The following is a 12,832-nucleotide window of genomic DNA, read 5'->3' as shown; positions in this document are numbered from 1 at the left end:
ATGCGCGCCGTGGGCAGCAACCAGGCGGGAGCCGCAGACAGTGCAGTGGCACGGCAAGGCGAACCAATGACGTTATACGGTTGAAGGCAAATCCATATCAATCGGCTGCAGCGATCAGGTCCACTTCGACGGTGGCATTCTTGGGCAGCTGCAGCACCCCGACCGAGGTGCGGGTGTGCGCGCCCACCGGGCCGAGCACACGGTAGAGCACTTCCGAGGCACCATCGGCCACCTCGCTTTGCTGCGTGAAACCGGGGGCCGACTGCACGTAGACGGTGATGCGTAGCACGGCCGTGACGGCATCGAGCGTGCCCAATGCGCGCTGCAGCAGCGCCAGCGCCCGCATGGCGCAGACCTTGGCGGCGCGTTGCGCGTCCTGCAGCGAGGCATCGCCCCCTGCCGCGCCCGTGACCACCACGGTATCGCCCACGCGCGGGATCTGGCCGCTCAGGTAGATATGGCGGCCATCGCGTACCAAAGGCACGTAGTTGCCGCCGATCTTGATTTCGCCGTCAAAGGAGTAGCCCAGCGCCCGGGCCTCCAGTGCAAAACGTTCATCGCAGGACATGGACAGCCGTTCTCCCGTAAAAATAAGACCTATTGGGGCGCGACAGCGCCCTCGAAGCCCAGCGACATGGGTTGCTTGAAATCGCCCTTGTTGCTCATGCCCACGGGCGCCAGGCGCAGGTTGCGCGCGGTGAAGTACAGGTAGCCATTGATATTCGCTACCGTGACGGTGCCGGCCTTGTCGGCGCTCTGCCAGCCCAGCAACTTGCCGCCCGATGCATCGGTGAGCGATACCAGGGCCTTTTTCTGGGCGGGATCGGGCTTGGCGGCCACCTCGTAGGTACCTGGTGCGGGGCGCTCGGTGCCAAAGTCCACCTCGACCAGTTGCGTCTGGGAGTTGGTGGCAAACACGTACGACTTGGACGTGACAAGGTAGTTGAGCCCGGTCTTGAACGCATAGCGGGTCTTGGCGGCATTGGCCACCTCGGCACGCACCTCGCCGAAGTTGTGCCAGCCGTTGGGCCCCGCGTAGAGCTTGCTCTTGGGGTTGGTGAAGCGGTCGTCCGAGGCTGGTGGCACGTTGCTCCAGGTGTCGCCAGCGGCGGGCGCCGGCTGGGCGTGCGTCAGGGCACAGGCCAGCAGGCTGGCGGCAAGGACAAGGGAACGCTTCATGGCACGGGCTCCTTCGGTGGAATGGACAACCGCAGTATGCCTGCGGGCGCATCCTGGAGCCCAGGCCCGCGGGCCCGCACAGCCGCTCACATCAGTTTCTTGGCCACCAGGGGCTGGTTGACCATCCAGTCCGCCGTGCCCGTGAAGCTCTCGCGCAAGCGCGTGCGCAGCGCCTCGGGCACGCCCGTCTCGCCCATGGCCTGGTCCATGCAGGCCACCCACTGGCGGCTCTCCTGGGTGCCGATGGAAAACGGCATGTGGCGCGCGCGCAGGCGTGGGTGGCCGAACTGGTCGGTGTAGTAGGACGGCCCGCCCAGCCACCCGCACAGGAACCAGAACAGCTTTTGCCGCGCTTGGCCCAGGTCGCTGCCGTGTGCGGCGCGCAGCTCGGCATAGCCCGGCTCCAGGTCCATCAGGTCGTAGAAGCGCTCGACCAGGGCGCGCACGCGCTCTTCGCCGCCGATCCATTCGAAGGGCGTGGTGGCGGGGGTGGTGTTGTCTGGGGTGTCGTCGTCCATGGGGTCACAGTCTGCGCCAGGCATGTCTGGCGAGCTTGGTTGCAAGAGCAGGGATGTTCATATTTCTCAGTTGGAAGCCGCCCTGGCCGATCGATGCACCGGAAGGAGACCTCGCCGGGCTGCCAAGGGTAGCCTGCGTGCTGCCTCCGGTCGCCCTACTCCGAGGCGCGGCGCAGCGTCTCCACCACGGGCCGACGCAGCACATCGCGCAGCCCCCACCAGCCTGCAGCCAGCGCCAGCACGGCGCCGGCCAGTGCACCGGCCAGCGGCACCCAGGGCGATGCCGTCCAGGTGAAATCGAACACGAAGCGCGCCAGCGCCCAGCCCACGACCACGGCCACCGTGCTGGCCAGAAAGCCCGCGAGCAGGCCCACGCCCATGAGCTCGGCGCGCTGTACCTGGCGCAGCAGGCTGGCGCGTGCGCCCACGGCGCGCATGATGGCGAACTCGCGCGCGCGCTCCTCGCGCGTGGCGGTGACGGCCGCGAACAGCACCACCAGGCCGGCGGCGAGGGTGAAGGCGAAGAGGAATTCCACTGCGCGGATCACCTGGTCGAGCACGCGCTGCACCTGGGTGATGGTGGCGCCCATGTCCACATTGGTAATGTTGGGGAACTGGCGCACCAGCGCATTGTCGAAGCCGGCCTTGTCGGGTGCGCGGTAGGCAGCCAGGTAGGTCACGGCCACGCCTTCGAGCTGCTCCACCGGGTACATCACGAAGAAGTTGGCGCGCATGGAGCCCCAGTCCACCTTGCGCAGGCTGGTGATGCGCGCCTCGTTCTGCACGCCGCCGATGTCGAACTGCAGCCGGTCGCCCATTTTCAGGCCCAGCGTCTCGGCAATGCCCTCTTCCACGCTGATGGCGTCCTTCTCGTTCTCTGTCCACTGGCCGGCCACCACCTGGTTGTGGGGCGGCTGCTGCACGGCAGTGGAGAGGTTGAACTCGCGGTCCACCAGGCGCTTGGCGCGGTCGTCGGTGTAGTCGGCCGGGCCCACGGCCTTGCCGTTCACGGCCAGCAGGCGGCCGCGAATCATGGGGTACCAGTCGTAGCGCTTGACGCCGCCGTCCTTCAGGTTTTGCTGAAAGGCGTCGGCCTGCTCGGGCATGACGTTGATCACGAAGCGGTTGGGCGCGTCGGGCGGCGTGGCCTGGCGCCAGCTACTGATGAGGTCGGTGCGCAGCAGCACCAGCAGCACCAGCGCCAGCAGGCCCACGGCCAGGCTGCTGACCTGCACCACGGCATAGGCCGGGCGCGCGGAAATCTGCCGCGTGGCCAGCACCAGCCAGCGCGGCGCGGTGGCCTCGTTGACGCTGCGGCGCAGCAGCTTCACGGCCACCCAGCTCAGGCCTGCGAACAGCGCCACGGCACCGGCAAAGCCGCCCACGGCGATCAGGCCCAGCATGATGTCGCTGCTCACGGCCAGCAGCAGGGCCGCAAAGCCGGCCACGCCCACGCCCAGCACGGCCACGGAGGCGGGCTTGAGCCCGCCCACGTCGCGCCGGATCACACGCAGCGGCGGCACCTGGGCCAGTTGCAGCACGGGCGGCAGGCCAAAGGCAAACAGCAGCGTGAGCCCCATGCCCAGCCCGAAGGCCACGGGCCACAGGCTCGCAGCGGGCAGGGTCGATTCCACCAGCCCCGCCAGCAGCAGCACGAAGACGTAGTGCACCAAGTAGCCCACGGCCACACCCAGCGCGCTGGCGAACAGCCCGATCAGCGCGAATTCTGTGGTGTAGGCGCCGGCGATGGTGCGCTGGCTCTGCCCCAGCACGCGCAGCATGGCCGAGGCGTCCAGGTGGTCGGCGGCAAAGCCGCGTGCGGCCAGTGCCACGGCCACGGCCGACAGCAGCGCGGCCAGCAGGGCCACCAGGCTCAGGAATTTCTGCGCCCGGTCGAGCGTCTGGCGCATCTCGGGGCGGCCGCTTTCGAGCGACTCCACGCGCACGCCGTGCTGTTCGGGCTTCTTGGCCTCGTCGGCAGCCCACTGGCTGAAAGCCTTGACGGCGGCCGGGGCGCCGGAGACGGCAAACCGGTAGGTCAACCGGCTGGCGGGCTGCACCAGGCCGGTGGCGGGCACGTCGGCCTCATTGAGCATGACGCGCGGCGCAAAGCTCATGAAGCCCGCGCCCCGATCCGGCTCGATGACGATGATGCGGGCGATGCGTAGCTGCGCATCGCCCAGCAGCAGCATGTCGCCCATGGCCAGCCCCAGCGATTCGAGCAGCGGCGCATCCACCCACACCTCGCCGCGCGCCGGGATGTCGCGCGTGGTCTGCTCGGCCGCACCCGGGCCCACGGCCACGGTGAGGGTCCCGCGCAGCGGGTAGCCCGGCTGCACGCTTTTGAGGGCCACCAGCTTGCTGGCACCGCCCTTGGCATCGGTGGCCCGCCCCATGGTGGGGAAACCCATGGTGGTCACGCTCTGCAGCCCCAGGGCCTTGGCGCGCTCCACGAAGGAGACGGGCGTGGGGTTGTCGCTGGCCACCACGGCATCGCCGCCCAGCAACTGCAGGGCATCGCGCTGCAGGCCGCCCTGCAGGCGGTCGGCAAAAAAGCCCACGGAGGTGAGTGCGGCGACAGCCAGCGTGACGGCCACGACCAGGAGGCGCAGCTCGCCTGCGCGCAGGTCGCGCAGCAGGGTGCGCCAGCCCAGGCGGATAAAAGAAAGGTTCATGGGCGTGACATTAGCGCAAAAGCCCGCCAATCCACGGCAATGAAACATTTCCAGCCGGCGTGCAGGCCCTTTCGGGCCCTCCACCCTAACGGGGAGCGACGTTCAACCGCTCTTCCAGGCCCTTGAGCACCGGGGTGATCTCGGCGCCCACGCGGATCTGCGGGTTCGAGAAGCCGTCGCTCTTGCCGGCCTCGACCTCGCGCTGCTGGATCAGGGGCACGGCCTTCTTGAATGCCTCCTCGAAGGAATGCGTGCTGCGCAGCTGTTCGTCGAACACGGCGCGGCCGAAGAAGGTCAGCTCCGACAAGGCGCCGCAGCCGTAGGAGGTGTGCGTGGCGTCCGCCGCCGTCATGATCAGCGTCGAGGGCGTGGCCAGGGTGTCGATCCAGCCGCCCGAGTAGCAGGCCGAGATCGCGATCACCCGGTGGCGTATGCCCGCCGTGTCCAGGGCCTCGCGCAGCATCTCGGGGCTGATGGCAGGCACCTCCAGCGGCCAGTGCGAGGCGGCGAGCTGGTGATTCTGGGCGCCATGCGAGGTCATGTAGACCACGAGCACGTCGTTCTCCTTGTCCATGCGCCCAGCCAGCGCCGTCACCGCTCGGTCCAGGTTCTCGGGCGTGGCCCAGACATGGGTGTCGGCGGTTTCGGCGTGGTTGAGCAGGTGCAGCACCCGGCCCGGGGCGTCGAAGCGCTCCTGCAAGAGGTCGCTGACCATGGTGCTCTCGCGGCGGAACACGTTCTCGCGGGCGTAGGGAGCGAACACCAGGGCATACACATCGGTCACGCCGGGGCGCTCGGGCACCAGGGCGTCGACCTGCTGCTGCATCAGGTCCTGCTGGGATTCGAACAGCGATTGGGACAGATGCAGGCGGGCGGGGGCGGGCGTGTCGTCGCCGGAGGTGTCGGGCACCCAGGAGCGGCTGGATGCGTACTGCATACCCACCCCAAGCACAGCCAGCAGCAACAGTGCGTACAAGCCCGTGCGCACCTGCGAACGCACGAAGCGGGACAGCACCCGAACATCGGCCGCCAGCATCCACAGCAACGTCGCCGCATAGATGACCCAGAAAGCGGTGGGGCCGTATCCCGAAGACCAGCGAGCAGGCTGGTGTGCGCCCCATGCCATCAATGCGTAGGCCACCACTGACGCGGGCAGGACGGCCACGCTGGTGAGCGCGAGCCAGGCAGCGAGGCCACCGGTCACCTGCGCCGGTGAATCCTGGCGCCGAGCGGCAGATAGCGCCCACCAGGCACACCAGACGAGCAGCGGCAGCGACCACCATGTCAGCAGCCAGCCGCGCAGGTTGAAATGGGCCGGGCCCGCCACATGCAGACGCTCCAAGCCCAGCAAAACCCCGCTGCACAGCAGCACCAGCACGATCAGCTGCAGGGGCCTGGGCACGGCGGCACCCGTTCGGGGCGCCAACAGCACCGCGGCCCGCAGCCCTTGCCACAACCACTGCCCGAGCGGCAGGCGCGGCAAATCTACCGCTTCGGTCGCTGCGGATACGGGCGCATCGGGCTCCCCGGGCCCTTGGGGCACGGGAATGCGATGGGTGTCCGGCACCTCATCGGGGTCGTAGGGGCCAAACTGGCTGGGCAGGGTGTCCGGCCATGCGTTGGGGGATTTCTGGTCGCGCATCACCCGATCATGCCATCGCCGCGCGGCGGCCCGGTGTCAGGTGGCGGAGGATGAAGGGGTGGTGGCCTGCGCCAGTTCGGGCTGCAGCACCAGCCGCTGCATGCCGCTGTAGCAGACGAAGCGCCGGTTGGTGGCCCGGCCGATGGCGCACAGGCCCAGTTGCTCGGCCACGGCGTGCCCCATCTGCGTCATGCCGCTGCGCGAGACCACGATGGGCACGCCCATCTGGGCGGACTTGATGACCATCTCGCTGGTCAGCCGGCCCGTGGTGTAGAACACCTTGTCGGCGCCCACCATCGGTGCCGCGTCCCCGGCCGCCATCCACATCCACCCCGCAATCGTGTCTATGGCATTGTGGCGGCCCACGTCCTCGACGAAGACCAGCAGTTCCTCGCCCTGGAACAGCGCGCAGCCGTGCACCGAGCCGGCCGACTTGTAGGTGCTCTCCTTGAGGCGGATGGCGTTGACGATGCCGTACAGCTGGCCCTGCGTGAGCCGCGCCTCGGGCAGCACGATGCGATCCACCTCGTCCATCAGGCCGCCGAACACACTGCCCTGGCCGCAGCCGGTGGTGACCACCTTGCTGGCCGTGCGCTCCTCGATGCGCGCGATGCCGTGGCGGGTGCGCACGGCGGCGGCGTTGACCTCCCAGTCCACCGTGATCGACTCGATGTCCTGCACCGACTCCACCAGGCGCTGGTTCCGCAGGTATCCCAGCACCAGCAGCTCGGGGTGCGCGCCCAGGGTCATCAGCGTGACCAGCTCGCGGTTGTCCACGTACACGGTCAGCGGCCGCTCGGCCGGGATGGACAGTTCTTCGCGCTCGCCATGCTCGTTGACCACCTCGACGCGGTGGGTCAGCGGCGCCTGCGCCTGGGTCAGGCGCGGCAGGCGGGGGGTCATGGTGGCGGACAGGGGCGTGCTCATGGGCACAGCGTACCCCATCCCCGCCAGCTGCAGCGGGCTGGCGCCCGCCTGTGCCGGGCGGTGCTCAGGACTTGGGCGCCGAAGCGGCGGCAGAGGGCGTCTGCGTACTGGGCGGGCTGCTGGCCGTGCCCGGTGGCGAGTGCGCACCGGCCGCCTCGATGGGCTTGGCTGCAGGTGGAGTGTAGGCAAAGGGGCCCGGTTCCGTACAGGACGCCCCCGCAGAGGCAGCAGGTTTTGCGGCGGTGTTGGTCTTGCGGTAATGGGCCGCAACCCGGTCCTGCGACTGGCACAGCTTGTAGTTGTCGACCTTGCCGGCCCATGCGGCCTTGGCAGCGGCTTCGGCCGCCTTGGCGGCTGCCTCGGGCGCAGGTGGGGGCAACTTGGCCAGCGCGGCGCTGCAGGCACAGGCGGCGCACAGGGCCAGCAGCAATGGGCGAATGAAAGGGTGCATCGTCATGGTGGGCCTCATGCCTGAACGGGCTTGACTGCAGGGGCCTCGCCCGTGGCGGCGGCACTGCGTTGCGGGGGGATCTTGCCGGCCCGGATATCGTCGTACCAGAGCTCGTGGTGCTCCTTGGCCCAGGTCTCGTCCACATAGCCGGTCCTCATGGCCTTGTAGGCACCCTGCATGCCGATGGTCCCCATGTAGATGTGGCCCATGAACATCACCATCATCACCACCGTGGCCACGGCGTGGACCATGTGCGCAATCTGCATGGTGCCGCGCTCATATAGCAGTCCTGGAATCAGCATATCCAGCACCAGGCCCGAGGCGACCACAATGAAGCCGAGGCCCAGCACGCCACCCCAGAAGACGACCTTCTCGCCCGCATTGAAGCGGTGCGATGGCACCTCCTGGCCCGACAGCATTCCACCGCCCTTGGCCAGCCACGTGATGTCTTCCCTGCGGGGCAGGTTGTCCTTGAGGAAGGTGAAGAACACGATGACCAGCGACACCGCAAACAGGGGCCCGGCGAAGTTGTGGACATTCTTGAGCACGTAGGCCAGCCAGCCGAACAGCGTGCCGCCCAGGATGGGCAGCAGGAAGAACTTGCCGAAGGCCATGACCAGGCCCGAGATGGCCAGCGCCACGAAGGCGATGGCATTGGCCCAGTGGGCCGAGCGTTCGAAGGGGGTGAAGCGCTCGATCTTGCGGCCAGTCTCGGCACCGTGCAGCTTCATCATGCCCTTGCGCCAGTAGAACAGCGCGATGGCACCCGCCACGATGAGCAGCAGCGCACCGCCGTAGGGGATGATCCACTGGTTGCGCACCTGGCGCCAGGCCTCGCCCGCGTTGGTCACGCGCGAGCCCGGGTATTGCACGAAGGGCTGGATAAGGTTGCCCGCCTCGGGCGCCTGGCTCTTGGGCAGGCTGCTGTAGCCCGTGACGCCCTCGCCCACCTGGCGCCACATGGGCGCGTTGTTGCCCGGCTGCACCTTGGCGCGCTCGCCGTTGTTCTGCTGGGCGTAGCCCGGTTCTTCGCTGGCATCGGGCTTGACCTGGAAGATGTTCTGGCCCTGGATGCCGCCGACCGCGGGCGCCGCCGCTGGCGTCGCCGCAGAGGCCGCTTGCGCGCTGGCCGGGGCCTGGGCCCCTGCCGTGCCCCAGGCCAGGCCCGCCAACAGCGCCATGCTGCACAGGAAGTTTTTCATGGCAGGCCTCGCTCTACCGGGTGGTGCGGGTGTATTCGTTCTGGCCGTACTGCTGGCGCGCCTTGAGCTGCTGCTCCCAGGCAGCCTTGTCGCCGGCCTTCCAGCCGGGCTGCGTGAAATTGCTGCCCGTGCCGGCGTACGGTGGCGCATCGATGCGCACGCCGCCGCCGGTCTGCGGCTTCTCGGTACAGGCCACCAGCGCCAGCAGCCCACCGACTGCGCCCAGGATCAGTACAGTGCGCCCGGTCATGACTTGGCTCCCGGGGTGGGTTGGCCGGCCTGCTTGGAGCCATAGGCCGTGCCCCAGCCCCAGACCTCGGCACCCTTGCCGCGCTGCACCACGCGGTTGCGGAAGATGTCGGCCACCACATCGCCATCGCCGGCCAAGAGGGCCTTGGTGGAGCACATCTCGGCGCAGGCCGGCAGCTTGCCTTCGGCCAGGCGGTTGCGGCCGTATTTCTCGAACTCGGCCTGGCTGCCGTGGGTCTCGGGGCCGCCGGCGCAGAAGGTGCACTTGTCCATCTTGCCGCGCACGCCAAAGGTGCCCTGCGAGGGGAACTGCGGGGCGCCGAACGGGCAGGCATAGCTGCAGTAGCCGCAGCCGATGCACACGTCCTTGTCGTGCAGCACCACGCCCTCGTCGGTGCGGTAAAAGCAGTTCACGGGGCACACGGCCATGCAGGGGGCGTCACTGCAGTGCATGCAGGCCACCGAGATGGATTTTTCGCCCGGCACGCCGTCGTTCAGGGTGACCACGCGGCGGCGGTTCACGCCCCAGGGCACTTCGTGCTCGTTCTTGCAGGCGGTGACGCAGCCGTTGCATTCGATGCAGCGCTCTGCATCGCAGATGAATTTCATTCGTGCCATGGGGTGTCTCCTGGTCGCTGCTGCGTGTTCATGCCCGTTCCACGTTGCAGATCGTGGTCTTGGTTTCCTGCATCATGGTCACGCTGTCGTAGCCATAGGTGGTGGCCGTGTTCACGGCTTCGCCGCGCACGATGGGCGCTGCGCCCTTGGGGTAGTGGTCCAGCATGTCCGCGCCCTGCCAGCGGCCCGAGAAGTGGAACGGCATCCACACGGTGTCGGGCGCCACGCGCTCGGTCACCAGGGCCTGCACGTTGATGCGGGCGCCCGTGGGCGAACTGAGCCACACCTGCTCGCCGTTGCGCACACCGCGCTCGCCGGCGGTCTTGGGGTGGATCTCCACGAACGACTCCTGCTGCAGCTCGGCCAGCCAGGGGTTGGAGCGGGTTTCCTCGCCGCCGCCTTCGTACTCGACCAGACGGCCCGAGGTCAGGATCAGCGGGAACTTCTCGTGCACCTTGTCGGCGATGTTCTTGTCCTGCACGCTCTTGTAGAGGGTGGGCAGGCGCCAGAAAGCCTTTTTGTCGTCGTGCGTGGGGTACTTGGCCATCAGGTCGGGCCGGGTGCCGTAAAGCGGCTCGCGGTGCTGCGGAATGGCATCGGGGAAGTTCCACACCACGGCGCGCGCCTTGGCGTTGCCGAAGGGGTGGCAGCCATGGTTCTTCATGGTCACGCGGATGATGGCGCCCGTGGGGTCGGTCTTCCAGTTCTTGCCTTCGGCGGCCTTCTTCTCGGCGTCGGTGAGTTCATCCCACCAGCCGAGCTTCTTGAGCAGCACATGATCGAACTCAGGGTAGCCGGTGGTGATGTCGGAGCCCAGCGAATGCGAGCCATCCTCGGCCAGCAGGTTTTGGCCATCCTTTTCCACCCCGAAGTTGGCGCGGAAGTTGCCACCGCCATCCATGACATGTTTGGAAGTGTCATAGAGGTTGGACGAACCCGGGTGCTTGAGCTCGGGCGTGCCGTAGCACGGCCAGGGCAGGCCGAAGTAGTCGCCCGTGAAGTCGTAGCCGGTCTCCTTGTCCTTGCCGCCCTTGGCCTTCAGGGTCTTCACGTCGAACAGGTGCATGTTCTTCATGTGCGCCTTCAGGCGCTCAGGGCTCTGGCCTGTGTAGCCGATGGTCCAGACGCTGCGGTTGATCTCGCGCAGGATGTCCTCGATCACGGGCTCGTCCATGCCCTGCACCTTCTGCAGCTTGTAGTTCTTGACCAGTTCCTTGTCGAAACCCAGCTTTTGCGCGAACTGGTACATGATCATGTGGTCCGAGCGGCTCTCCCACAGCGGCTCGATCACCTTCTCGCGCCACTGCAGCGAGCGGTTGGATGCCGTGCACGAACCACTGGTTTCGAATTGCGTGGCGGCGGGCAGCAGATAGACCGCACGGTTCGGATTCAGGTCTTCGGCCCGGCCGGGCATGGCGGCCATGGCCGCGGTGGCCGAAGGGTAGGGGTCGACCACCACCAGCAGGTCGAGCTTGTCCATGGCGCGCTTCATCTCCAGGCCCCGGGTCTGGGAGTTGGGAGCATGGCCCCAGAAGAACACGCCGCGCAGGTTGGAGTCCTGATCGATCAGCTCGTTCTTCTCGAGCACGCCATCGATCCAGCGCGACACCGTGAGGCCCGACTTGGTCATCATGGCCGGGCTGGAATAGCGGCCCTTGATCCACTCGAAATCCACGCCCCAGACCGCAGCGAAATGCTTCCAGGCGCCTTCGGCGATGCCGTAGTAGCCGGGCAGCGAGTCGGGATTGGGGCCCACGTCGGTGGCGCCCTGCACGTTGTCGTGCCCGCGGAAGATGTTGGTGCCGCCACCGGTCTTGCCCACGTTGCCCAGCGCCAGCTGCAGGATGCACGAGGCGCGCACGATTGCGTTGCCGATGGTGTGCTGCGTCTGGCCCATGCACCAGACGACGGTGCCGGGGCGGTGGGCATTGAGCATGCTCGCGACCTTGAACACCTGCTCTTCCTTGACGCCGCAGGCCTCCTCGACCTTGTCGGGCGTCCACTTGGCCAGGATCTCCTCGCGCACCTTGTCCATGCCGTAGACACGGTCGTTGATGTACTGCTTGTCTTCCCAGCCGTTCTTGAAGATGTGGTACAGCAGGCCGAAGAGGAAGGGGATGTCGGTGCCCGAGCGGATGCGCACGTACTCGTCGGCCTTGGCCGCCGTGCGGGTGAAGCGCGGGTCCACGACGATCATCTTGCAGCCGGTTTCCTTGGCGTGCAGCATGTGCAGCATGCTCACCGGGTGGGCCTCGGCCGCGTTGGAGCCGATGTACATGGCGACCTTGCTGTTCTGCATGTCGTTGTACGAATTCGTCATGGCCCCGTAGCCCCAGGTGTTGGCCACCCCGGCCACCGTGGTGGAGTGGCAGATGCGGGCCTGGTGGTCGCAGTTGTTGGTGCCCCAGAAGCTCACGAACTTGCGCAGCAGGTAGGCCTGCTCGTTGTTGTGCTTGGACGAGCCCACGAAGTACACGCTGTCGGGCCCGCTGGCCTTGCGCAGGTCCTGCATGCGGGCCGTGATCTCGGTGAGCGCCGTGTCCCAGCTGATGCGCTCGTACTTGCCGTTGACCAGCTTCATCGGGTAGCGAAGGCGGTACTCGCCATGGCCGTGCTCGCGCAGCGCCGCGCCCTTGGCGCAGTGCGCGCCCAGGTTGATGGGGGAGTCGAACACCGGCTCCTGGCGCACCCAGACGCCGTTCTCGACCACGGCATCCACCGCGCAGCCGACCGAGCAGTGGGTGCAGATGGTGCGGCGCACCTCGATCTTGCTGTCACCCAGGCCGATCTTGGCGCCCTCGGCGGCGCTGGATTTCTTGACCAGGGTGAGCTGCGAGGCGGCTATACCGACGCCGACGCCCAGGCCCGAGCGGCGCAGGAAGGCACGCCGATCCATGGTGGGCAGGGCCTTGGCCAGGCCGCGCTGCAGGCTGTGGACGAAGGGAGAGGACGAGGAGGTGGCCGCAGCGCCCTCTCGGGAGTGGGAAGACTTCTTGGTGAGCAACATGGCGCGCCCCGCGGTCAGAGTTGGGTGGTCTTGTAGTACTGCTGCACGTGTGCCGAGAGGCGGTAGCCGCCACCGCGCTCAGGCGGTGCGGGCACGGGCTCGGCTGCAGCGGTGGCACCTGGGGCTGCGATGTGCGGCAAGGCCACGACAGCGGCGGCAGCAGCCCCCGCAGTGGCTGCACCTACAAAGAACCGGCGGCGAGAAGGTTGGGGCTGGCTGTCCTGCATCATTGTCTCCAGGAGGGCTTGCGGCTATGCAATGTCGTTCATACAGTCTATGCGAGTGTTTCGCCCGCTGCAATCGGGTATGGCCACCCCATGGAACTTCACTCGGGTTTGGCGCGTCCGTTAGGGCCCGCAGCGGC

General features: G+C 67.6%; 12 protein-coding genes. All 12 read right to left on the bottom strand.

What is annotated here, in order from left to right; translation table 11 throughout:
- Positions 1-97: 97 nt before the first annotated feature.
- On the bottom strand, positions 98-568 hold the full coding sequence (locus QYL93_RS01925; RefSeq protein WP_305742065.1) for a RidA family protein: 471 nt from the start codon (positions 566-568) through the stop codon (positions 98-100).
- 29 nt (positions 569-597) lie between these two features.
- On the bottom strand, positions 598-1,179 hold the full coding sequence (locus tag QYL93_RS01920; RefSeq protein ID WP_305742064.1) for a hypothetical protein: 582 nt from the start codon (positions 1,177-1,179) through the stop codon (positions 598-600).
- An 86-nt stretch (positions 1,180-1,265) separates the two neighbouring features.
- On the bottom strand, positions 1,266-1,697 hold the full coding sequence (locus QYL93_RS01915; protein ID WP_305742063.1) for a group II truncated hemoglobin: 432 nt from the start codon (positions 1,695-1,697) through the stop codon (positions 1,266-1,268).
- Between the two features lie 155 nt (positions 1,698-1,852).
- Positions 1,853-4,372, bottom strand: a complete 2,520-nt coding sequence (locus tag QYL93_RS01910) for an ABC transporter permease (protein WP_305742062.1) — start codon at positions 4,370-4,372, stop codon at positions 1,853-1,855.
- Positions 4,373-4,457: 85 nt separating this feature from the next.
- Positions 4,458-6,014 carry a C13 family peptidase gene (locus tag QYL93_RS01905; protein WP_305742061.1) on the bottom strand — a complete coding sequence of 519 codons (1,557 nt, stop codon included), beginning with the start codon at positions 6,012-6,014 and terminating at the stop codon, positions 4,458-4,460.
- A 36-nt stretch (positions 6,015-6,050) separates the two neighbouring features.
- Complete coding sequence (locus tag QYL93_RS01900) at positions 6,051-6,941, bottom strand: formate dehydrogenase accessory sulfurtransferase FdhD (RefSeq protein WP_305742060.1); 891 nt, start codon at positions 6,939-6,941, stop codon at positions 6,051-6,053.
- Between the two features lie 64 nt (positions 6,942-7,005).
- Positions 7,006-7,392 carry a hypothetical protein gene (locus QYL93_RS01895; RefSeq protein ID WP_305742301.1) on the bottom strand — a complete coding sequence of 129 codons (387 nt, stop codon included), beginning with the start codon at positions 7,390-7,392 and terminating at the stop codon, positions 7,006-7,008.
- A 14-nt stretch (positions 7,393-7,406) separates the two neighbouring features.
- Complete coding sequence (locus QYL93_RS01890; protein WP_305742059.1) at positions 7,407-8,594, bottom strand: formate dehydrogenase subunit gamma; 1,188 nt, start codon at positions 8,592-8,594, stop codon at positions 7,407-7,409.
- Positions 8,595-8,607: 13 nt separating this feature from the next.
- Positions 8,608-8,844 carry a hypothetical protein gene (locus tag QYL93_RS01885; protein WP_305742058.1) on the bottom strand — a complete coding sequence of 79 codons (237 nt, stop codon included), beginning with the start codon at positions 8,842-8,844 and terminating at the stop codon, positions 8,608-8,610.
- Positions 8,841-9,461 carry a formate dehydrogenase FDH3 subunit beta gene (fdh3B, locus tag QYL93_RS01880; RefSeq protein WP_057201907.1) on the bottom strand — a complete coding sequence of 207 codons (621 nt, stop codon included), beginning with the start codon at positions 9,459-9,461 and terminating at the stop codon, positions 8,841-8,843. Before fdh3B ends, QYL93_RS01885 begins: the two co-directional genes overlap by 4 nt.
- A gap of 28 nt (positions 9,462-9,489) precedes the next feature.
- Positions 9,490-12,468, bottom strand: a complete 2,979-nt coding sequence (locus QYL93_RS01875) for a formate dehydrogenase subunit alpha (RefSeq protein WP_305742057.1) — start codon at positions 12,466-12,468, stop codon at positions 9,490-9,492.
- Positions 12,469-12,482: 14 nt separating this feature from the next.
- On the bottom strand, positions 12,483-12,695 hold the full coding sequence (locus QYL93_RS01870) for a formate dehydrogenase (protein WP_305742056.1): 213 nt from the start codon (positions 12,693-12,695) through the stop codon (positions 12,483-12,485).
- Positions 12,696-12,832: the final 137 nt, after the last annotated feature.

It is taken from the genome of Acidovorax sp. A1169, assembly GCF_030704685.1.
Lineage (GTDB): Bacteria > Pseudomonadota > Gammaproteobacteria > Burkholderiales > Burkholderiaceae_C > Acidovorax.
The sequence above is the reverse complement of the archived record's forward strand: the minus strand, read 5'-3'. Positions and strand labels throughout refer to the sequence as shown.

Bases quoted from the DNA above. Each gene is read 5' to 3' on its own strand.
- QYL93_RS01895 (WP_305742301.1), bottom strand. From the start codon at position 7,392: ATGCACCCTTTCATTCGCCCATTGCTGCTGGCCCTGTGCGCCGCCTGT.
- QYL93_RS01890 (WP_305742059.1), bottom strand. From the start codon at position 8,594: ATGAAAAACTTCCTGTGCAGCATGGCGCTGTTGGCGGGCCTGGCCTGG.
- QYL93_RS01910 (WP_305742062.1), bottom strand. From the start codon at position 4,372: ATGAACCTTTCTTTTATCCGCCTGGGCTGGCGCACCCTGCTGCGCGAC.
- QYL93_RS01875 (WP_305742057.1), bottom strand. From the start codon at position 12,468: ATGTTGCTCACCAAGAAGTCTTCCCACTCCCGAGAGGGCGCTGCGGCC.
- QYL93_RS01925 (WP_305742065.1), bottom strand. From the start codon at position 568: ATGTCCTGCGATGAACGTTTTGCACTGGAGGCCCGGGCGCTGGGCTAC.
- QYL93_RS01870 (WP_305742056.1), bottom strand. From the start codon at position 12,695: ATGCAGGACAGCCAGCCCCAACCTTCTCGCCGCCGGTTCTTTGTAGGT.
- QYL93_RS01915 (WP_305742063.1), bottom strand. From the start codon at position 1,697: ATGGACGACGACACCCCAGACAACACCACCCCCGCCACCACGCCCTTC.
- QYL93_RS01905 (WP_305742061.1), bottom strand. From the start codon at position 6,014: ATGCGCGACCAGAAATCCCCCAACGCATGGCCGGACACCCTGCCCAGC.
- QYL93_RS01900 (WP_305742060.1), bottom strand. From the start codon at position 6,941: ATGAGCACGCCCCTGTCCGCCACCATGACCCCCCGCCTGCCGCGCCTG.
- QYL93_RS01885 (WP_305742058.1), bottom strand. From the start codon at position 8,844: ATGACCGGGCGCACTGTACTGATCCTGGGCGCAGTCGGTGGGCTGCTG.
- fdh3B (WP_057201907.1), bottom strand. From the start codon at position 9,461: ATGGCACGAATGAAATTCATCTGCGATGCAGAGCGCTGCATCGAATGC.
- QYL93_RS01920 (WP_305742064.1), bottom strand. From the start codon at position 1,179: ATGAAGCGTTCCCTTGTCCTTGCCGCCAGCCTGCTGGCCTGTGCCCTG.